General features: G+C 62.8%; 24 protein-coding genes. 9 read left to right on the top strand and 15 right to left on the bottom strand.

Translation table 11 applies throughout. The annotated features are described in order from the left end of the window. The first annotated feature begins 79 nt into the window (after positions 1–79). From Q0025_RS00870 to mazG, 3 genes are all read left to right on the top strand, one after another. On the top strand, positions 80–1,129 hold the full coding sequence (locus Q0025_RS00870) for a linear amide C-N hydrolase (RefSeq protein WP_297295106.1): 1,050 nt from the start codon (positions 80–82) through the stop codon (positions 1,127–1,129). 350 nt (positions 1,130–1,479) lie between these two features. Continuing rightward, complete coding sequence (locus Q0025_RS00865; RefSeq protein ID WP_297295105.1) at positions 1,480–2,139, top strand: cold-shock protein; 660 nt, start codon at positions 1,480–1,482, stop codon at positions 2,137–2,139. A gap of 66 nt (positions 2,140–2,205) precedes the next feature. Next, a complete protein-coding gene (gene mazG, locus Q0025_RS00860; RefSeq protein WP_297295104.1) occupies positions 2,206–3,006 on the top strand; it encodes a nucleoside triphosphate pyrophosphohydrolase in 801 nt (266 codons plus the stop codon). Between the two features lie 34 nt (positions 3,007–3,040). Here mazG and hflX read toward each other — a convergent pair whose 3' ends face one another. The 8 genes from hflX to dusB form a co-directional block, all read right to left on the bottom strand. Then, the gene (gene hflX, locus Q0025_RS00855; RefSeq protein ID WP_297295202.1) at positions 3,041–4,423 is read right to left on the bottom strand and encodes a GTPase HflX; all 1,383 of its coding nucleotides are present in this window, start codon (positions 4,421–4,423) and stop codon (positions 3,041–3,043) included. 26 nt (positions 4,424–4,449) lie between these two features. Then, a complete protein-coding gene (hfq, locus tag Q0025_RS00850; RefSeq protein WP_297295103.1) occupies positions 4,450–4,704 on the bottom strand; it encodes an RNA chaperone Hfq in 255 nt (84 codons plus the stop codon). A 201-nt stretch (positions 4,705–4,905) separates the two neighbouring features. Beyond that, positions 4,906–5,763: a D-amino-acid transaminase gene (locus Q0025_RS00845; protein ID WP_297295102.1), complete on the bottom strand. Its 858-nt coding sequence runs from the start codon at positions 5,761–5,763 to the stop codon at positions 4,906–4,908. Positions 5,764–5,775: 12 nt separating this feature from the next. Continuing rightward, complete coding sequence (locus Q0025_RS00840; protein ID WP_297295101.1) at positions 5,776–7,146, bottom strand: sigma-54 dependent transcriptional regulator; 1,371 nt, start codon at positions 7,144–7,146, stop codon at positions 5,776–5,778. A gap of 31 nt (positions 7,147–7,177) precedes the next feature. Next, positions 7,178–9,445, bottom strand: a complete 2,268-nt coding sequence (locus tag Q0025_RS00835; RefSeq protein ID WP_297295100.1) for a PAS domain-containing sensor histidine kinase — start codon at positions 9,443–9,445, stop codon at positions 7,178–7,180. Positions 9,446–9,611: 166 nt separating this feature from the next. Further along, on the bottom strand, positions 9,612–11,084 hold the full coding sequence (ntrC, locus tag Q0025_RS00830; RefSeq protein ID WP_297295099.1) for a nitrogen regulation protein NR(I): 1,473 nt from the start codon (positions 11,082–11,084) through the stop codon (positions 9,612–9,614). A gap of 41 nt (positions 11,085–11,125) precedes the next feature. After that, positions 11,126–12,274 (bottom strand): ATP-binding protein, encoded by a 1,149-nt coding sequence (locus tag Q0025_RS00825; RefSeq protein WP_297295098.1) that lies wholly within the window; start codon positions 12,272–12,274, stop codon positions 11,126–11,128. A gap of 14 nt (positions 12,275–12,288) precedes the next feature. Further along, a complete protein-coding gene (gene dusB / locus Q0025_RS00820; protein ID WP_297295097.1) occupies positions 12,289–13,311 on the bottom strand; it encodes a tRNA dihydrouridine synthase DusB in 1,023 nt (340 codons plus the stop codon). A 154-nt stretch (positions 13,312–13,465) separates the two neighbouring features. On the opposite strand from dusB, the gene Q0025_RS00815 reads away from it, so the two are divergent. Together Q0025_RS00815 and tmpT are read left to right on the top strand one after the other, a co-directional pair. Further along, complete coding sequence (locus tag Q0025_RS00815; protein ID WP_297295096.1) at positions 13,466–14,662, top strand: bifunctional 2-C-methyl-D-erythritol 4-phosphate cytidylyltransferase/2-C-methyl-D-erythritol 2,4-cyclodiphosphate synthase; 1,197 nt, start codon at positions 13,466–13,468, stop codon at positions 14,660–14,662. Positions 14,663–14,710: 48 nt separating this feature from the next. Next, positions 14,711–15,349, top strand: coding sequence for a thiopurine S-methyltransferase (tmpT, locus tag Q0025_RS00810; protein WP_297295095.1), 639 nt, complete (start codon positions 14,711–14,713; stop codon positions 15,347–15,349). Between the two features lie 113 nt (positions 15,350–15,462). Here the strand turns inward: tmpT and Q0025_RS00805 are convergent, their stop codons facing one another. Both Q0025_RS00805 and cobT read right to left on the bottom strand, forming a co-directional pair. Beyond that, the gene (locus tag Q0025_RS00805) at positions 15,463–16,080 is read right to left on the bottom strand and encodes a hypothetical protein (protein ID WP_297295094.1); all 618 of its coding nucleotides are present in this window, start codon (positions 16,078–16,080) and stop codon (positions 15,463–15,465) included. 98 nt (positions 16,081–16,178) lie between these two features. Further along, a complete protein-coding gene (cobT, locus tag Q0025_RS00800) occupies positions 16,179–17,225 on the bottom strand; it encodes a nicotinate-nucleotide--dimethylbenzimidazole phosphoribosyltransferase (protein ID WP_297295093.1) in 1,047 nt (348 codons plus the stop codon). Positions 17,226–17,410: 185 nt separating this feature from the next. Here cobT and Q0025_RS00795 point away from each other — a divergent pair, with 185 nt between their 5' ends. Next, a complete protein-coding gene (locus tag Q0025_RS00795) occupies positions 17,411–17,866 on the top strand; it encodes an Lrp/AsnC family transcriptional regulator (RefSeq protein WP_297295092.1) in 456 nt (151 codons plus the stop codon). A gap of 54 nt (positions 17,867–17,920) precedes the next feature. Here Q0025_RS00795 and Q0025_RS00790 read toward each other — a convergent pair whose 3' ends face one another. Beyond that, positions 17,921–18,346 (bottom strand): hypothetical protein, encoded by a 426-nt coding sequence (locus Q0025_RS00790; RefSeq protein ID WP_297295091.1) that lies wholly within the window; start codon positions 18,344–18,346, stop codon positions 17,921–17,923. A gap of 145 nt (positions 18,347–18,491) precedes the next feature. Between Q0025_RS00790 and Q0025_RS00785 the strand changes: the two genes are divergently transcribed. The 3 genes from Q0025_RS00785 (at position 18,492) to Q0025_RS00775 (ending at position 20,149) form a co-directional block, all read left to right on the top strand. Further along, a complete protein-coding gene (locus Q0025_RS00785) occupies positions 18,492–18,659 on the top strand; it encodes a hypothetical protein (RefSeq protein WP_297295090.1) in 168 nt (55 codons plus the stop codon). A 76-nt stretch (positions 18,660–18,735) separates the two neighbouring features. Further along, positions 18,736–19,587 carry a serine O-acetyltransferase gene (cysE, locus tag Q0025_RS00780; RefSeq protein ID WP_297295089.1) on the top strand — a complete coding sequence of 284 codons (852 nt, stop codon included), beginning with the start codon at positions 18,736–18,738 and terminating at the stop codon, positions 19,585–19,587. A gap of 73 nt (positions 19,588–19,660) precedes the next feature. Beyond that, the gene (locus Q0025_RS00775) at positions 19,661–20,149 is read left to right on the top strand and encodes a CinA family protein (protein ID WP_297295088.1); all 489 of its coding nucleotides are present in this window, start codon (positions 19,661–19,663) and stop codon (positions 20,147–20,149) included. A gap of 86 nt (positions 20,150–20,235) precedes the next feature. Here the strand turns inward: Q0025_RS00775 and Q0025_RS00770 are convergent, their stop codons facing one another. The 4 genes from Q0025_RS00770 to Q0025_RS00755 form a co-directional block, all read right to left on the bottom strand. After that, on the bottom strand, positions 20,236–20,691 hold the full coding sequence (locus Q0025_RS00770) for a type II toxin-antitoxin system RatA family toxin (protein ID WP_297295087.1): 456 nt from the start codon (positions 20,689–20,691) through the stop codon (positions 20,236–20,238). Between the two features lie 38 nt (positions 20,692–20,729). Further along, a complete protein-coding gene (gene lipA, locus Q0025_RS00765) occupies positions 20,730–21,692 on the bottom strand; it encodes a lipoyl synthase (RefSeq protein WP_297295200.1) in 963 nt (320 codons plus the stop codon). A gap of 67 nt (positions 21,693–21,759) precedes the next feature. Further along, positions 21,760–23,202, bottom strand: a complete 1,443-nt coding sequence (lpdA, locus tag Q0025_RS00760; protein WP_297295086.1) for a dihydrolipoyl dehydrogenase — start codon at positions 23,200–23,202, stop codon at positions 21,760–21,762. Position 23,203: 1 nt separating this feature from the next. Next, positions 23,204–24,212: 2-oxo acid dehydrogenase subunit E2 (locus Q0025_RS00755; protein WP_297295085.1), on the bottom strand; the 1,009-nt coding region annotated here is incomplete at its 5' end.

Here is a 24,212-nt window from a genome sequence, read left to right as displayed (position 1 = left end):
CACGGGTGCGGCTCAATAAGCCGGAAATCGCCCTGATCCAGATCAAGGCGTCTCCAGATCGGCGCAGTCAAATTGCGCCATGACTCGCAAGACGATCGCTTTCGGTATGGGAGCCGCGCTGCTTGGGCTCGCTGCCGCCGGGCTGCCCGCGCAAACCTGCACGCGGATCCTTTGGAATACCAATAAGCTCGCGGTCGTCGCGGGCCGCACCATGGACTGGCCGGAATCGACCGAGCCCATCTTGACGGTGTTTCCGCGCGGACTGACCCATAATGGCGGTTATGTTGGTGCGCACCAGACCGAGACGGTCAACCCGGCGATCTGGACCTCCCGATACGGAAGCATCGGCGTCACGATCTATGGGATCGGCACCGCCGACAGCCTCAACGAGCGTGGCCTTGCCGGACACATGCTCTATCTCCAAGCCACCGATTTCGGTCCGCGCGACCCGAGCAAGCCCGCGGTCCATGCCGGGCTCTGGCTGCAATATCTCGTCGACAATGCCGCCAACGTCGACGAGGCGCTTGCCCTGCTCGATAAGATTCAGATCAGGCCGGCGCAGGCGCACGGCCACCAGGCGACGGTGCATCTGGCGCTCGAAGACGCCAGCGGCGATTCCGCGATCGTCGAATATGTCGCCGGCAAGCCGTTGATCCATCACGGCCGCCAATACCGGGTGATGACCAATGATCCGAGCTACGATCAGCAGCTCGCCTTGCTCAAGAAATTCGATTTTTCGCATCCCAATGACGAAATCCCGCTGCCCGGCAACGTCAATCCGCGCGACCGATTCCAGCGCGCGTCCTATTTCGCGGCGATGTTGCCGGAGCCGAAAGACCAGCGTCAGGCGATTGCCGGCATCCTGGCGATCGCGCGTAACGCCTCAGTCCCGTTCGGAGCGCCCTATCATCAGTTCGGAGTCTACAACACCGAATATCGCACGGCGATCGACCTCACCGACCGGCGCTATTTCTTCGAACTCTCGACGGCGCCGAACCTCATCTGGGCGGACCTCGATAAATTCGATCTTTCGCCCGGAGCGCCGGTCATGGAGCTAAACCCGGAAAATATCGATCTCTCCGGCAACGTGACGACGGATTTCAAGAAGGCTGACAAGGCGCCTTTCTAGCAGGATTCTGACACAATTGTGCGCAGTGGGCAGCTCCCTCTTTAGGGCCCTGAATTTTATAGCTTTTTATGCGGCGCCCTGGCATCAGCTTAAACGGAGCTTGGTCGGAAATAGACAGTGGCGTCATACTTTGGCGCAAAAGCGGTAGCCAAGAGACTGGAATATCTGTTATCAATACGTGAAAGGCGGGACTGTCGGCATTTCTGGACCAGCTCAGAGCGCGCATTGTGAACGAGTGTTTTGGCACTCGTCTTCAAGTGTGTCTGAATTACCTGAGGAGCGATCGGCCTGCTGCGGCGCTGTTCGGCCGAGCAGCGCGTCCAGATTTGAATGTTTAGAATAGGCATCTCATGAGCAAAGGTAAAGATTTTCGCGGGCCTAAGAAGCGCGGTTTTGACGATGATGGCCCGATGTCCTACGATTCGCCGCGTTCCAGCCGGCATTCGAGGCCTTCTTTCGGCGGCGGATTTGGTGGCCCCGACATGGCACCGCCACCCCCCGCAGCCGGCGGCGTTCCGGTCGATGCGGTCGTCAAGTGGTTCAAGGGCGACAAGGGTTTCGGCTTTGTCGAATTGAGCAACGGCACGGGCGACGCCTTTCTGCATATCGGCGCGCTGCAGAACGCCGGCTATGAGACGGTTCCACCCGGCGCCAAGTTGAAAGTCTATGTCGGCACGGGCGCTAAGGGCGCGCAGGTCACCCGCGTGCTCGAGGTCGACACGGCCGGCGCCGCCGAACGCGCCCCGGCGCCGCGTTTTAACGAGGCCCGCCCGCCGCGCCGCCATCCTGACCCGTCGACCGCGATTGAGGTCAGCGGCACAGTCAAATGGTTCGACGACAACAAAGGCTTTGGCTTCGTTCAGTCGAACGACGGCGGCAAGGACGTATTCGTGCATATCTCGATTCTCGGCCCCTCTGGGGTTCATCATCTCGCCGAAGGCCAGCCGGTGACGATGCGGGTCGTCGATACGCCGAAAGGCCGTGAGGCCTTGTCGATCGCCCTCGCCTGAGCCCAGGCTCAATTGATGATCACCCGCGGCGCGAGGTTCACCTCGCGCCGTTTTATTTGACCGCCCATGCAGACGTCGCGCGATATCACCCGGCTCCTTGAGATCATGGCGGCGCTGCGGACGCCGCGGAGCGGCTCTCCCTGGGATCTCGAACAGACTTTTGCGACCATCGCGCCTTACACGATCGAGGAAGCCTATGAGGTCGCCGACGCCATCGCACACGGCGATCTGGTCGATCTCAAGGATGAACTTGGCGATCTGCTCCTTCAGGTCGTTTTTCATGCGCGCATGGCGCAGGAACAAGGCGCATTCGATTTCGGTGATGTCGTTGAGGCCATCACCGCGAAGATGATCCGCCGTCATCCGCATGTTTTCGGCGACAAGCGCGATATCTCGCCTGATGACGTCAAAGGTCTCTGGGCCGAAATCAAGGCGCAGGAGAAGGCGGCGCGCGGCGCAAGCGAGAGCGAGGGACGCTTACTCGCGGGCGTGCCCGTTGCCCTGCCCGGCCTGACCCGCGCGGTCAAGCTGCAAAGCAAGGCCGCAACCGTCGGGTTCGACTGGAACGATGCGCGATTGGTGCTCGATAAGATCCGCGAAGAGACGGCGGAGATCGAAGCGGCGCTCGAAGCCAGGGAATCGGCGGCCATCCAGGATGAGATCGGCGATCTTCTGTTCGCCGTCGCCAATCTTGCGCGCCATGTCGGCGCCGACCCGGAAGCGGCGATCCGCGGCACGAACCAAAAATTTCTGCGCCGCTTCGCCTATATCGAAAGCGCGATCGGGCGGAGCGGCCGGAAACTCGGCACGGTTAGCCTTGCCGAAATGGATGCGCTCTGGAACGAAGCCAAAGCGCAAGAGGCATAAAGCGCGAGATAAGCCGGCCTGCGCCTGGCGCCGGTCATTGCCGCGCTGCGCGCGCCCGCCTTGGGATTTCGATAAATCGCCGCCGCACCGTCTCGGCCAGAGCCGGCGGGACGCTGACGGTCAGCAACAGACGCCCCTCCGTGCCATCGCTGCGGCTTAAGACTTCGCTGTGTTCGTAAAGCCAATGGCGCCCCTGCCCGTCGCCCGCATCGAGCGAAAGATCAAGGATCACGCGCTCGGCGCCGAGCAGCGTCTCGATCCGCGACAAGAGATCGTCGACGCCCTGCCCCGTCAAAGCTGAGATCAGAACCGGCCGATTGTTCGGCGGCTGGCGCCGCGCCGCATTAAGCAGCGCGAGGCCGCGTTCGGAATCGACCGCATCGATTTTGTTCCAGACTTCGAGCAGACGGCCGGGCTTCTGGACATCGATACCGAGCTCGGCCAGCACCGCGTCGACGTCAGCGCGCTGCGCTTCACTGTCCTCGTGCGCGATATCGCGGACGTGCAGGATAATGTCGGCTTCGAGGACTTCTTCGAGCGTCGCCTTGAAGGCGGCAATCAGCATGGTCGGCAGGTCGGAGATGAAGCCCACCGTATCGGACAGGATGATTTCGCTGCCGCGCGGCAGTTTGAGGGCTCGCAACGTCGGGTCGAGCGTCGCAAACAGCATGTCTTCAGCCACGACGCCCGCCCGCGTCAACCGATTGAACAAGGTCGATTTGCCGGCGTTCGTGTAGCCAACGAGGGCGACGACCGGATAGGGAACGGAGCGCCGGCTCTTGCGATGCAGGCCGCGCGTCTTCTTCACCTTTTCAAGCTCGCGCTCGATCCGGGCGATGCGCTCCTGGATCAACCGCCGATCGGTCTCGATTTGGGTTTCGCCCGGGCCGCCCAAAAAACCGAAGCCGCCGCGCTGGCGTTCGAGATGGGTCCAAGACCGCACCAGGCGTGATTTTTGATAGGTCAAATGGGCGAGTTCAACTTGCAGCGTACCTTCGCGAGTCAGCGCGCGGCGGCCGAAAATTTCGAGAATCAGTCCCGTGCGGTCGATGACTTTGGCGGCAAAAGCTTTTTCGAGATTGCGCTGCTGCACCGGCGAGAGCGCGCAATCCATGATGACGAGGTCGATGTCCTCGGTCTTGGTCCGAGCCGCGATGTCCTCGACCTTGCCTTGGCCGAGATAGGTCGCGGGGCGGATTTGGCCGAGCGTGACGATCAGCGCGTCGACGACATCGACGTCGATCGCCTGGGCGAGGCCGCGCGCTTCCGCGATCCGCGCCTCCGGCGAACGGCTGTTGCCGCCTCCCTGCGCTGGTGTGGCGTGGCGCGGCGGACGCGCATGAAGATAGGGCCCGATGACCAGGGCCCGCGTACGTCCGGCGCCGGTCTCAACGCCGCCCGGCGCCTTGCCTGGAATAATCTTCGCGTCCGTTTCGCGCGCCGTCACGAGCCTGCCGGCGTTTCTTCGCCAGGCTCGAACATCTGGATCGGATGTCCCGGCATGATGGTCGAAATCGCGTGCTTATAGACGAGCTGCGAATGGCCATCACGGCGCAGCAAGACACAGAAATTATCGAACCACGTCACGACGCCTTGCAGCTTGACACCATTGACGAGGAAAATGGTGAGAGGGATTTTGTTCTTCCGAACGAAGTTGAGAAAAGTATCTTGTAAGTTTTGCGTGCGTTCGGCCGCCATTTTTTGTTCCAGTTCTTTTCTTGAGGCCGCAGACAGAAACGCGACCCGCGATCAGATAAAAGGCCACGAGGTGGACCGGCCGGCAGCTTGGCTTTAGCCAAAGGCCGATCATTTGCATTAGACCCAGGCCGCGGCAAAGCTGCAAGAGGGACTTTCTCCCGAGCGCCGCAGGTCAGTTTCTAAGCCGTTTCCCGCCTCCTTCTAGGGTGTTGCCCTAGCAAAATTATGAAACTGCGCACGCAGGCTTGTGGCCAGCCCGCCCGGCCTGCCGTCGGCGACCACCACATCGTCGATGGCGATGACCGGCATGACCAGCGTCGTCGCGCCGGTGATGAAAGCCTCTGTCGCGGCTTTGGCCTCCTCGAGGCTGAAACGCCGCTCCTCCACCCGAAAGCCCTTGGCGGCGATCAGGTCGAGCAGAGTGGTCCGCGTTACGCCGCGCAGGATCGATCGGTCGACCTGATGGGTGATGATCGTCTTGTCCTTCACGATCCAGGCATTCGAGGCGGCGCCTTCGGTCACCATGCCGTCGGCATCGATCAGCCAGGCTTCGTAAGCGCCCTGCTCTTTCGCCGCCTGCCGCGCCAGGACATTGGGAAGCAGATCTATCGTTTTGATATCAGGGCGTTTCCAGCGAATGTCGGGCAGCGAGATCACCTTGATGCCTTTGGCGGCCAGAGCCGCTCCCTTGGCCGGATCGACCGCCTTCGCGGTGACGACCAGGCTCGGCCGCACGGCCGGCACTGGAAAGGCATGGTCGCGCGGCGCCACGCCGCGCGTCACCTGGATATAAACATAGCCGTCTTGCACCCGGTTACGCGTCATGACCTCGCGCAGCACATGCGTCAGCGCGCCCGGCGCGAGCGGCGATGCCATCCGCAATTCGCCAAGGGAACGCTCGAGCCGCGCGAGATGACGCGCTTCGTCGATCAGCGCGCCGCCGCGGATTTCGCAGACCTCATAAACGCCGTCACCCAGCTGATAGCCGCGATCTTCGATCGCGACCATCGCCTGGGCCTGCGGCACATACCGCCCATTCACATATGCGATGCGCCCCACCCTGCCCCCGCCTCAATCGATCCCGAGTGACTTCAACTTGCGATGCAGCGCCGAGCGCTCCATGCCGATGAATTCAGCGGTACGCGAAATATTGCCGCCGAAGCGGTTGATCTGCGCGATCAGATATTCGCGTTCGAAGACTTCGCGCGCGTCGCGCAGCGGCAGGCTCATCAACTTTTCGCCGCCCGAGCCGTTCGGCGTCGACGGCACCAAAGCGCCGATCTCCGAGGGCAGCATGTCGGAGGTCAGTTCCGTGTTCGGATCGCCCGCCGCGAGAATCATCAACCGCTCGACATTGTTGCGGAGCTGGCGGATGTTGCCCGGCCAGTCGTGCGATTGCAGGACGGCCATCGCCTCATCGGCGATCTTGCGCTTCGGCAGACCGGTCGTCGCCGAAATCTGCTCCATGAAGAAATCGATCAGCTCCGGAATGTCCTCGCGATGCTCGGAGAGCGACGGCACCCTGATCGGTACGACCGACAGGCGATGGAACAAATCCTCGCGCAAGGCGCCTTCGGCAATGAGCTTCGGCAGGTCGCGCGAACTCGACGACAGGATGCGCACGTCGACACTGACGCGCGTCGTGCCGTTGACGCGAAGAAAATTCTGGTCGACCAAAACCCGCAGGATCTTCCCCTGCGTCTCCTTCGGCATGTCGGCGATCTCGTCGAGATAGAGCGTGCCGCCATGCGCCTCTTCCAGCGCCCCGACCTTGCGGCTCTGCTGCCCATCCTTGCTCTCGACGCCGAAAAGCTCGATCTCCATCATCTCCGGCGTGATGGTCGCAGAGTTGATGACGACGAACGGACCATTGGCGCGGGGCGAGGCATCGTGAATGCTGCGCGCGGCAAGCTCCTTGCCGGAGCCCGGCGCGCCGGTAATCAGCACGCGGGAATTGGCCGGGGCGACCCGGCTAATCACCTGATGCAATTGATGGATGGTGCTCGACTTGCCGACGATGCGATTGGCAGCGCCGGTACGCGTACGCAATTCACTCAGTTCGCGCTTCAGACGCGAGGCTTCGAGCGCCCGCTCGGCGACGAGCACAAGCCGGTCCGCCTTGAACGGTTTTTCGATGAAATCATAGGCGCCCATTTTGATCGCCGAGACGGCCGTCTCGATATTGCCGTGGCCCGAGATCATGACGACCGGCAGGGTCGGGTGCGCCGTTTTCACCAATTGCAGAAGCTGCAGGCCGTCGAGATGCGAGCCCTGCAGCCAAATGTCGAGAAAGGCGAGATGCGGCCGCCGCGCCTCGATCGCGGCGAGCGCCTCCTCGGCGTTCTTTGCGGTGCGCGTTCCGTGACCCTCGTCGGACAAAATGCCCGAAACGATGTCGCGGATGTCAGCCTCGTCATCAACGATGAGAATGTCGCTTGGCATCAAGATTCAAGCTCTCTCGCTTTTGGCCCTGTCATTTGGCGCTTTCAACGACGGCAGTCGAACGTTTTTCTTCGGATGACTCGACCGCGCGGTGCGCAGTGTCACCCTTCGGGAAATAAAGCCGGACGCAGGCGCCACGCCCGCCCGGCGCATCGAGCAATTCAATGCCGCCGCCATGATCCTCAAGGATTTTGGCGACGATCGGCAAACCAAGGCCGGTGCCTTCGGCCCGCGTCGTCATATAAGGTTCGAGCAGACGGTGCCGGTTTTCCTTCGGAAAGCCCTTACCATTATCGGCCACGAAAATTTCGACAAGCCCCTCGGGCGTGACATCCAAGGAAATCGAAATCCTCCCTTTTAGCGGCGGCTCGATCTCCGCCTGCGCCGCGATCCCCTCGGTGGCATTCTTGGTGATATTGGCGACCGCCTGCGACAGCAGCCGCCGGTCGAAATCGGCAATCACCGGCTCCTGCGGCAGATCGTCGGCAAATTCGATGTCCGGATGGCCGACGCGCATCAGAAAAATCACATGTCGCAGACATTCGGTCACGTCGTCGGGGACGAGGCGGGCCCGCGGCATGCGAGCGAAGGCCGAGAATTCGTCGACCATGCGTTTGATGTCGTCGACCTGGCGGACGATCGTATCGATGCACTGATCGAAAATATCCCGGTCATCGACGACCAGTCGGCCGTATTTGCGCTTCAATCGCTCGGCCGAAAGCTGGATCGGTGTCAGCGGGTTCTTGATCTCGTGCGCAATGCGGCGGGCGACATCGGCCCAGGCCGCCGTGCGCTGCGCGGTGACGAGATCGGTGATGTCGTCGAGCGTGACGACGAAATTTTTTTCCGTCCTGCCGCCCGGCTCGGTGGTCACGAGCAGATTGAAGGTGCGTTCGCGGCCGCCGCGATTGACCGAAATCTGGCCGCGCGACAGCCGGCCGCTCGAGTTGCGTGCGTCTTCGAGCACCGGCATCACTTCCGGCAGAACCGCATCGATCGGCTGGCCCACGGGGCCTTGGCCGTCCTCGTGCGGAATGAGCCTCTCGGCGGACGGATTGACGACGGTGATCCGACCGTTGCCGCCGACGCCGATCACCGCGACCGGCACGCCGGACAAAACCGCCTCGGTAAACAGGCGCCGCTCGTCGATCAGCGCGCTGGCAGCAATCAACCGGTTCTGCTGCAGGCGGATTTCCGACGTCATCTTGTTGAAGGTTTCGCCGAGATGGCTGAGATCGCCCTCGGACGGATTGACCGCAACATGGACGTCGAGATTGCCGGAGCCGACCTCGTCGGCGGCGGTGATCAGGCGGCGGATCGGCGCCACCAGACTATTGGCAAACGAGAGGCCGACCCAGGTTGCCGCCAGCAGCATCACCAGAGCGATCAGCACATACATGGTCGCAAAGGCGATCTGGATTCGGTGCCGGTAGGCATCGAACATGTCGTAGAAGGTGATGAGCCGCGTCGCCTGGCGCGCGAATTCGACGCCGAACGGCCCGACCGGCCGCGCGACATAAAGAAAGGCATCCCCGCCGAAGCCGTCGAGCTTGCGCAGCGCGACGAAGGTGCGTCCCTCGTCGAGGATCATGCACAATGGCTCGCTTGCCCGCGCATCGTTGAAATCATTAGGTTTGGGCTGCACGATCGGCGCGCCGTCGCGGCCCGCCGCGACAACTTTGTCGTCGATCTTGCCATCCGGATGGATCATCGCCGCGGCGCCGAAGCCCAGCGCTTCGACGCGCGAGGCGAAGAACTTATGAAACAATTGCCGGTCGGACTTGAACATCGATTCGCCGCTGTCGAGATCCGAAGCAGTCAGCTGCGCCTCGCGCAGCAGAACCCGGCACTGCCCTTCCTGAAAGAAGCGCGCCGCCTCGCCGGTCCGCAAAATGAACCCGCGCACGTCGCGTAAAAACACAGGATTCAAGCTACGATCGAGAGTCACCGAGCCGACGAAAGCCATCAGGATCGCCGGCACGATCGCAATAGCCGAGAAGAGGCCGACGATGCGCAAATGCAGCCGCGCCCCTGCGGCTTGCCGCCGCCGTGCCGCGATGATCGTCCAGGCCTCGACCATCACGAAGCCGACGAGCACGAGAATGCAGACGAGGTTGATAACGAAGAGCGTGACGACGACGTTGTCGGTCGGCGGGATCTGCGGCACATAGCCGGCGAAGATCAGAAAGCTGGTCAGCGCCGCGACGATGGCCAGGACGACCGCGGCCCGGCCGAGAATCTGCCGCCGCGGCGTCTTGCGCGGCGCGTTCGGCTCGAGCGCATGGGTTGCTTCGCTCATCCAATTCTCTGCTTAAGGCTCCGGTCCAGGCGGGCGCGCCCGGCAGGCCGTTTCATCCCGCGCGTAAATAACACAAGTGCCGCAGACACCGACGTTGCGCTTGGGTGACGCTGTTGCAGAATTACGACATTTCCGGGGCGACGACTGGCGCGAAAGGCAGCCAAATCTAGCGCGGCAAGCGCATCAGCTTGATATCCAAGTCCTTGACCTTCTTGCGCAGCGTATTGCGGTTGAGGCCGAGAAGCTCCGCCGCTTTGATCTGATTGCCGCGGGTTGCGGCGAGAACCGCCGAGATCAAGGGATATTCGAGTTCCCGCAAAACGCGATGATAGATGCCGGGCGGCGGCAGGGCATCGCCATGGGCACGGAACAATTCGTTCAAATGCCGCTCGACCGCCGCAGCCAAGCCTTCGGTGCGGTCCGGGTCTCGCACCCTCTCGTCGGCGCCGGCCCGTTGTCCGAAGCCGGACAGGAAGGGCGCCGCTTCGGCCGAGAGTTCGGCATCGATCAATTGTTCACTGATCGATTCCTGCGGATAAAGCGCGGCAAGCCGGCGCACGAGGTTTTCAAGTTCGCGGATGTTGCCCGGCCAGCGGTGGCGCTTCAGTCGTTCCAAGGCCGGCTGCTCGACATGTTTCAGCGGCAGGCCTTCCGCCGCGGCGAGCGAGAAGAAATGATAGACGAGGTCGGGAATGTCTTCGGCGCGCTCGCGCAGCGGCGGCAGCCGCAGCGGCACGACGTTGAGCCGGAAGAACAAATCCTCGCGGAACAGGCCTTGCTGGATCAGATTGCGCAGATCTTTGTTGGTCGCGGCGATGATGCGCACGTTGGTCTTGATCGGCGTGCGGCCGCCGACCGTCGTATATTCGCCCTGCTGCAGGACGCGTAACAGCCGCGTCTGCGCTTCCATCGGCATATCGCCGATTTCATCGAGGAAGAGCGTGCCGCCTTCGGCCTGTTCGAAGCGTCCGGCCGAGCGCTGATTGGCGCCGGTGAAGGCGCCCTTCTCATGGCCGAAGAGTTCGCTTTCGATCAGATCACGCGGGATCGCCGCCATGTTGATCGCGACGAAGGGGCCGGTCTTGCGCTTGCCGTAATCGTGCAGCGCACGGGCGACCAGCTCTTTGCCGGTGCCGGATTCGCCGGTGATCATCACCGTCAGATCGGTCTGCATCAGGCGCGCCAGAACGCGATAGATTTCCTGCATCGCCGGCGACCGGCCGACGAGGGGCATGCCTTCGAGATCAACCTGTTGCTCCGGCCGCGCGCGCGTCTTCGGCTCGCTCATGGCGCGCCCGACGATACTGACGAGTTCGCGCAGATCGAAGGGTTTCGGCAGGTAATCGTAAGCGCCGCGCTCGGAGGCCTTGATCGCCGTCATAAACGTGTTCTGCGCGCTCATGACGATGATCGGCAGTTCGGGCCGCAGCTTCTTGATACGCGGCAAGATCTCGAAGGCATTGTCGTCCGGCATCACCACATCGGTGATGACGAGATCGCCCTCGCCCGCCTGCACCCAGCGCCAAAGAGTCGCGGCATTGCCCGTCGTGCGTACCTCGTAACCGACGCGCGTCAACGCCTGGCTCAACACCGTCCTGATCGCGGCGTCATCATCGGCGACGAGGATATTGCCTCCCATTGCGGCTTTGCTCCTAAGGGCTCCGGAGAGCCAGTCCTTCTCTAAATCTTTTTGTCGCTGCGGCCGTCCAGCGGCGCGTACATCGGCATCAACACTTTGAATATCGTCCGGCGCGGCTGCGACTCGCATTCGATGGTTCCACCATGATCGCCAATGAGTTTGGCAACCAGTGCAAGTCCGAGGCCACTTCCCGAAGTCTTGGTTGTGACGAAAGGTTCGAACAAATGCTGCCGAATCTCCGCCGGTACGCCCGGCCCATTGTCGCGGACGCAAAATTGCAGCGGCAGATTCACCGAGCGGTCGGAGTTCGGCAATTTCAGCCGGACGCCGGGACGAAACGCGGTCGAGAGCTCGATCTCGCCGTCTTCGGCGGCCTCGCCGATCGCTTCGGCGGCATTCTTAACGAGGTTTAGAAAAATCTGGACGAGTTGATCCCGATTGCCGAGCACTGGCGGCAGCGACGGATCATAGTTTTCGGTGAAGCGGATGTGGCGGCCAAAGCCCGCATGGGCGATGCGCTTCACGTGATCGAGGACGGTGTGGATATTGACGCTTTCGCGCTCCAGCGGCCGGCTGTCGGAGAAGGCTTCCATGCGATCGACAAGCTTCACGATCCGGTCGGTTTCGGCGCAGATCAGCCGCGTCAGGGCGCGATCGGAATCGGTTGCGCTGATCTCCAGCAACTGCGCTGCGCCGCGAATGCCCGACAGCGGATTCTTGATCTCATGGCCGAGCATGGCCGCCATGCCCGAGACGGAACGGGCTGCGCCGCGATGGGTGAGCTGGCGATCCATTTTTTCGGCCATCGCCCGTTCCTGGATCATCACCAGCACGCCTTCTTCGAAATCCGAGACGGGGGTGACGAAAAGATCGACCAGTTTCTCCGTCGCCAGCCGCGGAATGCCGAGGTCGACGCGATATTCGGTGATGGCGGAGTTTTTCGCCTTCACATGCTCGACGAGCGCAAGCAGGACGGAATCGCGTGGCAGAAGATGGGCGAGCGTCTGCTGCAGCAAGATCGAACGGCTGATGCCAAAGAAGGATTCGGATGCCGTATTCGCTTCGATGACGAACCCATCCGGCGCGATGGCGAGCACGGGATGCGGGAGTGCGTTCAACAATTTCGTCGTGTCGCGAAAGGCTTCTTCGCCCGCTCTCTGCGGATCGCGCCGCCCGCGGACGCTTTGCATCGATCTCTTAGCGCTCATGCCGCAACCGCCGGTTCTTCGGATTCAAATAGAATTTCGAGAAGGGATTCAACGTCCGCCGGATTTTCACTGGTGATAAGCCGGTGGCGCAGGGCCGCATCCGGCCGCGGCGCATGCGCTGCATAGCCGGCGAGATGTTTGCGCGCATGGCGCAGGCCGTGCTCCGTGCCCATCAGCTCGAGCAAGGTGCGATAATGGCCGCGCGCGACGGCAAGCCGGGTCGCCGCATCGGGACCCGGCGCCTGCGGCAATCCAGCCAAATGGCGCGCGACGGCGCCGACGAACCACGGCCGGCCGATCGCGGCGCGGCCGATCATGACCGCGTCGGCGCCGGAAAGCCGCAGCATTTCGTCCGCCTCCGCGAGGCTGGTGCAGTCACCATTGGCGACGACGGGCAAGGATGTCGCCTGTCTCACGCGGCCGATCGCCGCCCAATCGGCTTTGCCTTGGTAGAATTGGCAGCGGCTACGGCCATGGACCGTGAGCATTGCGACGCCCTCCGCCTCGGCGCGGCGCGCCAATTCCGGCGCATTGAGCGAATGCATGTCCCAGCCGAGCCGCATCTTCACCGAAACCGGCACGTTGACGGCGCCGACAACGGCGCGGATGAGGCTCACCGCCAGGTCGAGGTCACGCATCAGCGCCGAGCCGGCGAAGCCGCCGGTCACCCGCTTCGCCGGGCAGCCCATGTTGATATCGATCATCGCGGCGCCCGCAGCCTCGGCGCGACGCGCCCCTTCCGCCATCGTCTCGGCCCGGCAGCCGGCGATCTGGATAACATGATGCCGCAGTCCCGCCCCTTCGGCGCGCAAAGCGGCGGCGGGATCGCGGCCGAGATAAAAATCGGCATCCAGCATTTCGGTCACCGTCAGCGCCGCGCCAAACCGCTGCGCCGCGCGGCGCATGCCGAGATCGGTGACACCGGCCATTGGCGCCAGAAAGGCGCGGCCGGGCAGTTTGAGGGCGCCGACCGCAAATTCCGACGCCGGATTGCCTAACATTTCATCAGTTTGATACATGCTTATACTTTAGTCAAACGCGCACTATAAACAGTTTGTGCATCGCGGCAACAAGGACTTGCACGCCAAGCCTAAGTTTTGGCGCGCAATTGACGGGCGCCTCAAAAAGCGACAGGAGATCGGCCCGCCCGCCCCTCCGGAAACCGACCCCACCATGAATGAAACGGCCAATCTCGCGATTTTGGTGGTGGCGGCGGGACGCGGCACACGCGTGGGAGGCGGAATACCCAAACAATATCGCCCTCTCGCGGGCAAGCCCCTTTTGGCGCATACGCTCTTTGCCTTGCTGAAGGCGGCGCCGGCGGCCCGCGTGCTCGCGGCGATCCATCCCGACGACATGGCGCTTTACCGGCAAGCTTTGACGGGATTGCCGCAGGATTTCCTGAAGCGCTTGCTGCCGCCGGCCTATGGCGGCGAGACCCGGCAGATCAGCGTCTTAAACGGGCTCGACGCCCTTCAAGCGCTCGCCGCGCCCGAAATCGTGCTGATCCATGACGGCGCCCGCCCGTTTCCGAGCCATGCCTTGATCGTCCGCGCCCATGACGCTGCGGTGGCACATGGCGCCGCCGTGCCGGGGCTTGCGCTGACCGATACGGTCAAGCAAATCGATCGCGAAGGCCGCATCGTCGCCACCCCGCCGCGCGAGCGGCTGCGCACGGTGCAGACGCCGCAGGCATTCCGTTTCGACCTCATCCTCGCGGCGCATCGCAAGGCCGCCGCCGCGGGGCAGCAGGGCTTGACCGACGATGCGGCGATCGTGGAATGGGCGGGCCACCCGGTTTATGTGTTTGAAGGCGAGCAGGAGAATATGAAGATCACCACCGCGGACGATATCGCTCTGGCCGAAGCCAAACTCGCGCGTAGCCTCGAAGACGTGCGCATGGGGCAAGGTTACGACGTTCACGCCTTTGGCCCCGGCGATCATGTCTGGCTTGGTGGCGTCAAGATTCCGCACGACCATGGGCTCGTCGGCCATTCCGACGCCGATGTGCTGAGCCATGCGATCACCGACGCGATTTTCGGTGCGCTCGGCGACGGCGATATCGGCAGCCACTTCCCGCCGTCCGATTCCAAATGGCGCGGCGCAGCCTCGTCGATCTTTCTCGCCGCCGCCGTCGATCATCTGCGCAAGCGCGGCGGCATGCTCGCCCATGTCGATGCGACGCTCGTCTGCGAGCGGCCGAAGATCGGCCCGCACCGCGAGGCGATCCGCAAGAACCTCGCCGAGATCATGGGCATCTCGCTCGACCGCGTCGCGGTGAAGGCGACGACATCGGAACAGCTCGGCTTCACCGGCCGCGAAGAAGGCATGGCGGCGCTCGCCATCGCGACGGTGCGCCTGCCGCTTTAGGTACATTGCTGCAAGCCGACCCTAACGTGGGCGCGAGGCCGATAGACCATGGACGCAGATTTCTGGCACCGCAGATGGCAGCAGGGCGAGATCGGGTTCCATCAGGCCGAGCCCAATTCCTTGCTCACGCGCCATCTGCCGGCCCTTGGCTTGCCTCAAGGTGCGCGCCTCTTCCTGCCGCTGTGCGGCAAGACGCGCGATATCCATTGGCTGCGCGCGAACGGCTTTCGAGTCGCGGGGGCGGAATTGAGCCCGCTTGCTGTCGAACAATTGTTCGCCGAACTCGGGCTTGTGCCGCGCATTTCGCCGGCCGGAGCGCTGCAAAGACATGAAGCGGAGGGGCTGACGATCTTCGCGGGAGACATTTTCACGCTCGATCGCGAAGTGCTGGGGCGCGTCGATGCAGTGTATGACCGCGCCGCGCTCGTTGCCCTGCCCGCGGCGACCCGCACGCGTTACGCCGCGCATCTGCGCGCCATCACGGGCGGCGCGCCGCAGATCGTGATCACCTTCGACTATGATCAATCGCGCATGGACGGACCGCCCTTTTCGGTGGACGAAAGCGAGATACGGCGCCTCTATGAAGACGCCTATCGCCTCGCCAATCTCGAAAGCCGCGACGTCGAGGGCGGGTTGAAAGGCCTCTGCCCGGCGCGCGAAAGCCTCTGGCTTCTGCAGCCCCGTTAGAGCGGGATGCGAAAAAGTGTCAGCGGTTTTTCGCAAAAAATCCCGCTCTAAACAGATGAGAATCGATCACATTTATGATTTCGGATCGAACGATCCGAAATCATAAATGTGATCTAGAACGGCAGGCCGTCGTCGGGCATCGGCGTGCAATGGAGGTCGAGGTTTTCGGCGGCCGATTTCGCCAAGGCTCGGAGCGTCGCCAAATCCGCGATGTCGAAGGTGCCGCTTTCCAGCAATGTCGCATCGCCGGCATCGTTGACCGCAAGATCGAGCCTCGCACCCGGCGTGAACGCTCGCAATTGGTCCCGGCTGAGCGTGAAATCGGCGTAGACATCGTGGAGATTGGGATCGGGCCGCGCGGCCTGCCCTTCGATCTGGCCGAACGGGCCCTGGATGACGACGCGCGGAGGATTGGCGATCGTCGTCGGGTAATAGACGCCCGCCTTGAGGCGCGTCGGAATCAAGCCGCCGGTTGCGACGTCGAAGAAGATATCGATATCGGTTTCACCGACCTTGCTTTGGAGCGCGAGGGCTGCGCCGCGCGTGGAATAGACGATGCCCGGCGCGCGCGCGGAAATCGAAAGCCGCGCGGCAAAGGCTTGCGGCGTTTTGGATTTATGCGCCGTCAGCTGGAATTCGTAAATCGGGTTACCTTCAGGCAGAAAGGCCGACCCGTAACAGAGGTCATCGGCACGCGCCGCTGCCGCGGCGGCGAGCAGCGCCGCAGTCATGACAGCTCTGAGGGCGACCTGCATGCGGCCTCTGGGGGATAAAGAAGCGACGGGCGCGACGTGAGCCTAACCGTGCCAGCCATGCCGCCGTCAAGGGGTCACGCCCGCCCGTCTCCGCTCTTTTCCGCCACCTGCGCCTCGGCAAAGGTCGCCATGCCGTTGTGGCAGGCGAGCGCCGCTTTGACGAGGCCCGCCGCGAGCGCCGCGCCGCTGGCTTCGCCAAGCCGCATGCCGAGTTCGAGCAATGGCTTTTTGCCGAGGCGCGCCAAAACGTCGGCATGGGCGCCCTCAACCGATTTATGGCCGGCGAGGCAATGCGCGATCAGCTCCGGATTCTGCGCATGAAGCACCGCCGCGGCGGCGCAGGCGACATAGCCGTCGAGCAAAACCGGAATGCCGGCCCGCCGCGCGGCGACCATGGTGCCGGCCATGGCGGCGATCTCGCGGCCGCCGAACCGGCGCAGCACGTCGAGAGGCTCGGAAAGATGTGCGGCGTGGCGGGCGAGCGCCGCCTCGATCGCAGCGATCTTGCGCGCCAGGCCTGCATCGTCGAGCCCCGTGCCACGGCCCGCCCAATAGGCGGCAACCCCACCGTAAAGCGCGGCATAGACGGCGGCGGCGCTCGTCGTATTGCCGATGCCCATTTCGCCAATGGCGACGAGATCGGCATCGGCCGGCAGGCTCGCCATGCCGCGGGCGAAATAAGCAACCGTCGTCGCCTCATCCATCGCCGGCGCTTGCGTAAAATCCTCGGTCGCGGTGGCGAGATCGAGCGGCACCACTTTCAGGTCGAGCGCGAAGGTCTTGCAGATTTGATTGATGGCCGCACCGCCGGCGGCAAAATTATCGACCATCGCCTGCGTGACCGACGCCGGATAGGCCGAGACGCCCTGCGCCACAATTCCATGATTGCCGGCGAAGATGAGCACCAGCGCCCGGTCGAGCGCCGGCCTATCGCGGCCCTGCCAGCGGGCGAGAAATTCGGCGATCTCCTCGAGGCGGCCGAGCGATCCCGCGGGCTTGGTCAATTCGGCTTGCCGCGCCCGTGCCGCGGCGGCGCATGTCTCGGCGGCTGGTGGCAGATTTCTTAGCAGGCTGCGAAGATCGGCGAAGGTTTTGGGGGATTCGGGGGGGAGCGAGGTCATGCGCCTTAATCAACAGACTTGCGCCGCGAGCGCAACGGGGAACGGCCTCCGCGATTGACGGGAAGTCCCTAGGCTATCGGGGAAAAGCCTTTGCGATCAGCGGCCGATCATTCTTTCTATAATTTTCATGTAGTAAGTAGATTCAAGCAGGATTATCTTGAGCGCGCCCGAAGGTGGAGAAGATTATGGACGCGATCGACCGAAAAATTCTGCAAATCGTCCAGACGGACGGAAGCTTGTCGATTGCCGCCATTGCGGCCAAGGTCGGGCTCTCGCAAACGCCTTGCTGGAAGCGCATCCAGAAGCTCGAAGCTGAAGGCGTCATCCGCCGCCGGATCGCTTTACTCGATCCCGCGAAAATCGGCCTCGGAATCACGGTCTTCGTCACGGTCGAAGTCGGCGAACACGCGCACGAAAAGCTCGACCGTTTCGCCAAGGCGCTCTCGGCGATGGATGAAGTGCTCGATATTTATCGGATGGCCGGCGATGTCGATTATCTTTTGAAGGTCGTCGTCGCCGATACGAAGAGCTTCGATGCCTTCTACAAAAGATTGATTGAGACTTTGCCGCTGAAGAAGGTCACGTCCCGCTTCGCGCTGGAAAGCATCAAGGCCGAGACGGCGCTGCCCATCCCTGTCTGAGGGGCGCCGCACGGAGGGTCGCCGCGTGGCGGCAACCCTCTTATGCCGATCGCATCAATACGTGATGGGCGGCGGGGCGCCGAAGACCGTGCCGACCGCATAGAACGGAAATTCCGCGACCTGGGCAGCGACATGGATAGGCGCGCCGACGAGGATGAGCGGGTTAGTGGCCGGATCGCCATAGGCCGGGAAGATCGTATTGGCAGCCCGGAACGGCAGGCTGACAATGGTCGCGGCAACATAATTCGGGCCGGTGATGATCGGGGCCGGGCCATGCCAAGGATCCGGCGCCGCCGCCGCGACGGGCGCTTCATAGTAACGGTGATGGTGCTTCGTGACCGTCAGCGGACGCGCATTATAGGCCGCGCGATAATGATGGTGATGATGACCATATTCATGCGCCTGCGCCGCCGGCGTAAAGGCAAGCGCAGCGGCCACACCAAAGCCAACCGCGGCCAGATTCAGAAATTTCGATTGCATCGAAGGACTCCCCGTTAACCGACACAAGCCGTGGGCGCGGAATGCGGTGATAAAGAGGCCGCTCTGTGGCCATCACCTCAAACTTGCGTCAACGTCGGCGCTTTACCAGCCCTGCCCGAGCCCGATGCGCTTCATTATGCCGTAGGTGATCCATACGGCAACGACGCCCCATTCGCAATTGTCGGCGCAGGTTGCAACCGAGGTCTCGGATGATTACGTCCGCTTGTCGGTCGACTTTAAATATTTTGATAATATTGCCGATCTCAATCGCGGCTTTGCCGCGGCTCTGACGTTTGCGCAGGCAGCCGAATGATTGAGCTTCGCCGGCAAAGCCTTCGCAGTTGTCGTTAACCGGGATTTCGCCTATGGCATCCGAGAAAGCGCGTGTGATGCTCGTATCCCCTGCCCCGCTGCCGCCGCTGCGGCACGTCTTCTCGGACGACAATCTTTGGGAGCGCCTGCGCCAGGAGGCGGCGGAAGCGCTCGCGCGCGAGCCGATCCTCGCAACGCTGATCCTCACGGCGATCATCAACCGCGACACCTTCGAGCAGGCGGTGATCCACCGCATTGCGTTGCGGCTCGCCAACGGCACGGTCTCGACCGATCTCATCATCGATGCCTTTACCGCGGCGCTGCGCGATGATCCCGAAATCGGCAAGGCCTTCCGCGCTGATATTGCCGCCGTCGTCGATCGCGACCCGGCCACCGCGCGATTGATCGAGCCGCTGCTCTATTACAAGGGCTTTCACGCTATCGAGACGCACCGGCTGGCGCATTATCTCTGGAATACCAACCAGCGCGATCTCGCCCTTTACCTGCAAAGCCGTTCGTCCGAATTGTTCCAGACGGATATTCATCCGGCGGCGCGTTTCGGCCGCGGCATTTTCCTCGATCACGCGACGGGCTTTGTCGTCGGCGAGACGACCGCAATCGAGGACAATGTCTCGATCCTGCAGAACGTGACGCTGGGCGGCAGCGGCAAGCAGACCGGCGACCGCCACCCCAAGATCAAGCGCGGCACGATGATCGGCGCCGGCGCCAAAATCCTCGGCAATATCGATGTCGGACCCTGCGCCCGCGTCGCGGCCGGATCGGTCGTGCTGAACCCGGTGCCGGCCAATTCGACGGTCGCCGGCGTTCCGGCCAAGCTCGTCGGCACCGCCGGCTGTCCCGAGCCGGCGCGCAACATGGACCAGATCTTGAGCAAGCTCGCCTACGATTCCTTCAGCTATTCGATCTGAGGCACCGCCGGCTTCGCCTTGATGCGCCGCGGCCGTTCGTGCCAAATGGCCGCGACCCAAACGGCGGGACGTTATGTTTTCTGCTTATTTGCGCCAGCGCGCGACGGCGCTTCTCGCGCTCTATCGCGAGCGCGGACTGAGGCTCGTCACCGCCGAATCCTGCACCGGTGGTCTCCTCGCCGGGCTCATCACCGAAATTCCTGGATCGTCCGACGTCTTCGAACGCGGCTACGTCACCTATTCCAATAGGGCCAAGGTGGAGAACCTCGGCGTCGCGACCGATCTGATCGCGCGGTTCGGTGCGGTGAGCGCCGAAGTCGCGGCGGCCATGGCGGACGGCGCGCTGCGCCACGCAGCGGCGCGCGTCGCGCTGTCGGTGACCGGCATTGCCGGACCCGACGGCGGCTCGGCGGAAAAGCCGGTCGGGCTTGTCTATTTCGGCTATGGGCGCGCCGGGACGATCGCAACGCTCGAAAGGCGCTTCGGCGACATCGGCCGCAGCGATGTGCGCCTCGCCTCGGTCGAGACCGCACTCGATTTGCTGCTCGGCGTCTCGGGCTAGAGCGGGATGCGAAAAAGTGCCCACGGTTTTTCGCAAAAACCCCGCTCTAAACTATGAGAATCGATACGATCCGAAATCATCGGGATCTAAGAGCGCCCGTAGACAAGATCGGCGCGGCTTTCAAAAGCCTCGGCAAATTTGCGGAAGGCCGTCTCGAACATACCGCCGACCAGCATCGCCAAAGCGCGGCTCCGGAACTCGTAGGAAATATCGAACTCGACTTTGCACGAGCGTTCGCTCTGCGCAACGAAATGCCAGCGGTTCTCGAGCTGCCGGAACGGCCCATCGATATATTCGACGAAAATTTCGAGCGTCTGCGGATCGCAAGTCACGCGGCTGGTGAAACGCTCGCGGATGGCTTTGTAGCCGACTTCCATATCGGCGACGAGCCGGATGCGGCCATCCGGCAGCGTTTCGCGGCGCTGCACGCTCAAGGCGCGGCAGAGCGGCAGAAATTTCGGATAGGCTTCGACATCCGCGACAAGGTCGAACATCGCCTTGGCGGAATGCGGGACAACGCGGCTCGTGCGAAAACTGGGCATCGGTTCCGATCAAAAAACACGTGTCTCGCGGCTGCGGCTCACTCTGGCCGCCGACTCGTCCGCGCAGCCTTCAGCTTAGCGAAATCTTCCGCCGCGTGATAGGACGAGCGGGTCAGCGGCGACGCCGAGACCATCAGAAAGCCCTTGGCATAGGCGATTGCCTCAAGAGCTTTGAATTCGTCCGGCGTCGGAAACGAAATCACCGGGTGATGCTTGCGCGTCGGCTGGAGATATTGGCCGATGGTGAGGAAATCGACCTCGGCGCTACGCAGATCGTCCATGAGCTGCAAAATCTCGTCGCGCGTTTCGCCAAGGCCGACCATGATGCCGGACTTGGTAAAGAGCTGCGGCGCGAGCTCCTTCGCGCGCTGCAACAGCCGTACCGAATGAAAATAACGCGCGCCTGGCCGCACGCTTAGATATTTCGACGGCACGGTTTCGAGATTGTGATTGAAGACATCGGGTGCAGCTTCGATCACGATCTCGAGCGCGCCGGGCTTGCGCAGGAAATCCGGCGTCAGGACCTCGATCGTCGTCGCCGGACTTGCGCCGCGAACGGCGCCGATCACCGCGGCAAAATGCGCGGCGCCGCCGTCGTCGAGATCGTCGCGATCGACCGAGGTGACAACCACATGCGCGAGGTTCAATTTGGCAACCGCCGCGGCCACCTGCGCCGGCTCATGCGGATTGATGGTGCCGGGCAGCCCCGTCTTCACATTGCAGAAGGCGCAGGCGCGGGTGCAGGTATCGCCGAGAATCATGAAGGTCGCGTGCTTTTTTTCCCAGCACTCGCCGATATTCGGGCAGCCGGCCTCCTCGCAGACGGTCACGAGCCGGTGCGCCTTCACGACGGCGGCCGTATCGCGCCAAGCCTGAGAACCCGGCGCCTTAACGCGGATCCAATCCGGCTTCTTCGCTCCCGGCTGATCTGGCCGATGCGCTTTTTCGGGATGGCGGGCAGGCGCTTTGGGCGCGTCCACTAAAGTCATCACACTCTCCAGGCCATCGCCTGTATTTTTCACCGCATCGGATTATCCGAAAACCGCAAAGCACTTTTCGGTCCGATGCTTATATATGGATGGCGCGGCCGTAGGCGTCGAGTACACTTTCGTGCAGGGTTTCCGACAAAGTCGGATGCGGGAAGATTGTGTTGACCAGCTCCGCCTCGGTCGTTTCGCAATTCATGGCGACGACGAAACCCTGAATGAGTTCCGTGACTTCGGCGCCAATCATATGGGCGCCCAGGAGCCGGCCCGTCGCGGCGTCGAAGATCGTCTTGGTCAGGCCCTCAGGTTCGCCCAGTGCGATTGCCTTGCCGTTGCCGATGAAGGGGAAACGGCCGATCTTGAGCTGATAGCCTGCCGCTTTGGCTTTCTCCTCGGTCAGGCCGACCGAGGCGATTTGCGGATGGCAATAGGTGCAGCCGGGGATCATGTCCCGGTCGAGCGGATGCGGATGGCCGCCGGCAATGGCCTCGACACAAATGACGCCCTCGTGCTCCGCCTTATGCGCCAGCATGGGCGGTCCGGCGACATCGCCGATCGCATAAATGCCCGGCACATTGGTGCGGCCCAGGCCATCCGCGAGGATGATGCCGCGCTCGGTCTTCACGCCGAGATTTTCGAGGCCGAGGTTCTCGATATTGCCTATGACGCCGACGGCGGAGATCAGCCGCTCGGCCTTCAAGGTCTGCGTCTTGCCGTTCGCGTCCTGCGCGGTGGCGATGACGCCGTCGGCGCTCTTCTCGGCCTTCACGATTTTGGTACCGGTGAGGATTTTGATGCCGCGCTTCTCGAAGCGCTTATGCGCGAGGCCGGCAATCTCCGCATCTTCGGCCGGCAGGATGCGCGGCAGCACTTCGATCAACGTCACATCGGTACCGAAGTCGCGATAGAATGAGGCGAATTCGACGCCGATTGCGCCCGAGCCGACAACGATCAGGCTCTTCGGCATTGCATCCGGCATCATCGCTTCGAAATAGGTCCAGATCAGCTTGCCGTCCGGCTCAAGCCCCGGCAACACGCGCGGCCGCGCGCCGGTCGCGACAATGACATGCTTGGTCTGATACGTGCCCTCGCCCAGCAGACCTTTCGGCAGGGCCGCCTGCGGCTGATGCGCGGGTCTCGACGCCTTGGCGACAGTGACTTCGCCGGGCTTCGTCAGTTGCGCTTCGCCCCAAATGACATCGACCTTGTTCTTCTTGAGCAGAAAGCCGACGCCGGCGTTGAGTTGCGCCGAGATTTTGCGCGAGCGGTCTTTCACCGCCTCGATGTCATAGCCGATCTTGCCCTCGATTCTGAGGCCGTAATCCTTGGCGTGCTGCGCATAATGAAAAATCTCGGCCGAGCGCAACAGCGCTTTGGTCGGGATACAGCCCCAGTTGAGACAGATGCCGCCCAGATGCTCGCGCTCGACGACCGCGGTCTTCAGGCCAAGCTGCGCCGCGCGGATCGCCGCGACATAGCCGCCCGGGCCGCCGCCGATGACGATGACATCGTATGCACCGGCCATCCTAGATGCCCAGCAGCGTCAGCGGGGTTTCGATATGGTGCTTGAACGCGGCGAGCAATTGCGCCCCCGTCGCGCCGTCGACGGCGCGATGATCGCAAGAGAGCGTCGCGCCGAGCAGCGTCGCCGCAACGATCTCGCCGCCGCGCACGATGGGCCGCGCTTCGCCCGCCCCAACCGCCAGGATCGAGGATTGCGGCGGGTTGATGATGGCTGAGAATTCCTTGATGCCGAACATGCCGAGGTTGGAAACGGCGCTGACACCGCCTTCATATTCCTGCGGCTTCAGCCGCCGCTGTTTCGCCCGCACTGCGTAATCTTTCATCGTATTGGAGATCGCCGAAAGCGGCATGAGGTCCGCCTGTTTCAGAACCGGCGTAATGAGTCCGTCCGGGATCGCCACAGCCACCGCGACATCGGCATGGCGATGCTTGAGCATGGCATTTTCGAGGAAGGTGACATTGGCATCGGGCACGTCGACCAGCGCCAAAGCCAGCGCCTTGACGATCATGTCGTTGACCGACAGCTTGTAGGCCGGCGTGCCGTCCTTGGCCTTGGGCGCGGCATTGTTGAGTTCGCCGCGCAATTTCAAGAGCGCATCGATCTCGCATTCGATCGTGAGATAAAAGTGCGGGATCGTCGTTTTCGCCTCGACAAGCCGCCGCGCGATCGCCTTGCGCATCGCCTCATGCGGCACTTCGTCAAAGGAGTCCGGGGCGAAATATTGCTTGATGATCGCGTCGGAGAGCGTCGGCTTCGGCAAGGGCGCAACGGCGGCAGCGGTTGCCACTTTCGCCGTGCCGGCGACCAGCGCCGCATTGACATCGGCGGCAATAATGCGGCCGTGCGGGCCGCTGCCGGCGATCAACGCGAGATCGAGTTTGTTCTGGCTAGCGAGCCGCCGTGCCAACGGCGAAGCGAAGCGGCGCGCCGGCTTTTCGGCCGCTTGCGGAAAGGCAACGATATTGCCTTGCACCGCCGCAGTGGGCGGCGCAGATGCCGCGGCCGGCGGC

It is taken from the genome of uncultured Methylovirgula sp. (assembly GCF_947646745.1).
In the GTDB taxonomy this organism is placed as follows: Bacteria; Pseudomonadota; Alphaproteobacteria; order Rhizobiales; family Beijerinckiaceae; genus Methylovirgula.
Note: the sequence above shows the minus strand (reverse complement) of the source record. Positions and strands in the feature narration are given on the sequence as shown.

Coding starts and splice junctions, on each gene's coding strand:
- dusB (WP_297295097.1), bottom strand. CDS start 13,311: ATGTATCAAACTGATGAAATGTTAGGCAATCCGGCGTCGGAATTTGCG.
- Q0025_RS00870 (WP_297295106.1), top strand. CDS start 80: ATGACTCGCAAGACGATCGCTTTCGGTATGGGAGCCGCGCTGCTTGGG.
- Q0025_RS00840 (WP_297295101.1), bottom strand. CDS start 7,146: ATGCCAAGCGACATTCTCATCGTTGATGACGAGGCTGACATCCGCGAC.
- cobT (WP_297295093.1), bottom strand. CDS start 17,225: ATGACCTCGCTCCCCCCCGAATCCCCCAAAACCTTCGCCGATCTTCGC.
- Q0025_RS00825 (WP_297295098.1), bottom strand. CDS start 12,274: ATGCAAAGCGTCCGCGGGCGGCGCGATCCGCAGAGAGCGGGCGAAGAA.
- Q0025_RS00790 (WP_297295091.1), bottom strand. CDS start 18,346: ATGCAATCGAAATTTCTGAATCTGGCCGCGGTTGGCTTTGGTGTGGCC.
- mazG (WP_297295104.1), top strand. CDS start 2,206: ATGCAGACGTCGCGCGATATCACCCGGCTCCTTGAGATCATGGCGGCG.
- Q0025_RS00815 (WP_297295096.1), top strand. CDS start 13,466: ATGAATGAAACGGCCAATCTCGCGATTTTGGTGGTGGCGGCGGGACGC.
- Q0025_RS00865 (WP_297295105.1), top strand. CDS start 1,480: ATGAGCAAAGGTAAAGATTTTCGCGGGCCTAAGAAGCGCGGTTTTGAC.
- ntrC (WP_297295099.1), bottom strand. CDS start 11,084: ATGGGAGGCAATATCCTCGTCGCCGATGATGACGCCGCGATCAGGACG.
- tmpT (WP_297295095.1), top strand. CDS start 14,711: ATGGACGCAGATTTCTGGCACCGCAGATGGCAGCAGGGCGAGATCGGG.
- Q0025_RS00805 (WP_297295094.1), bottom strand. CDS start 16,080: ATGACTGCGGCGCTGCTCGCCGCCGCGGCAGCGGCGCGTGCCGATGAC.
- cysE (WP_297295089.1), top strand. CDS start 18,736: ATGCTCGTATCCCCTGCCCCGCTGCCGCCGCTGCGGCACGTCTTCTCG.
- hfq (WP_297295103.1), bottom strand. CDS start 4,704: ATGGCGGCCGAACGCACGCAAAACTTACAAGATACTTTTCTCAACTTC.
- Q0025_RS00795 (WP_297295092.1), top strand. CDS start 17,411: ATGGACGCGATCGACCGAAAAATTCTGCAAATCGTCCAGACGGACGGA.
- lpdA (WP_297295086.1), bottom strand. CDS start 23,202: ATGGCCGGTGCATACGATGTCATCGTCATCGGCGGCGGCCCGGGCGGC.
- Q0025_RS00775 (WP_297295088.1), top strand. CDS start 19,661: ATGTTTTCTGCTTATTTGCGCCAGCGCGCGACGGCGCTTCTCGCGCTC.
- Q0025_RS00835 (WP_297295100.1), bottom strand. CDS start 9,445: ATGAGCGAAGCAACCCATGCGCTCGAGCCGAACGCGCCGCGCAAGACG.
- Q0025_RS00770 (WP_297295087.1), bottom strand. CDS start 20,691: ATGCCCAGTTTTCGCACGAGCCGCGTTGTCCCGCATTCCGCCAAGGCG.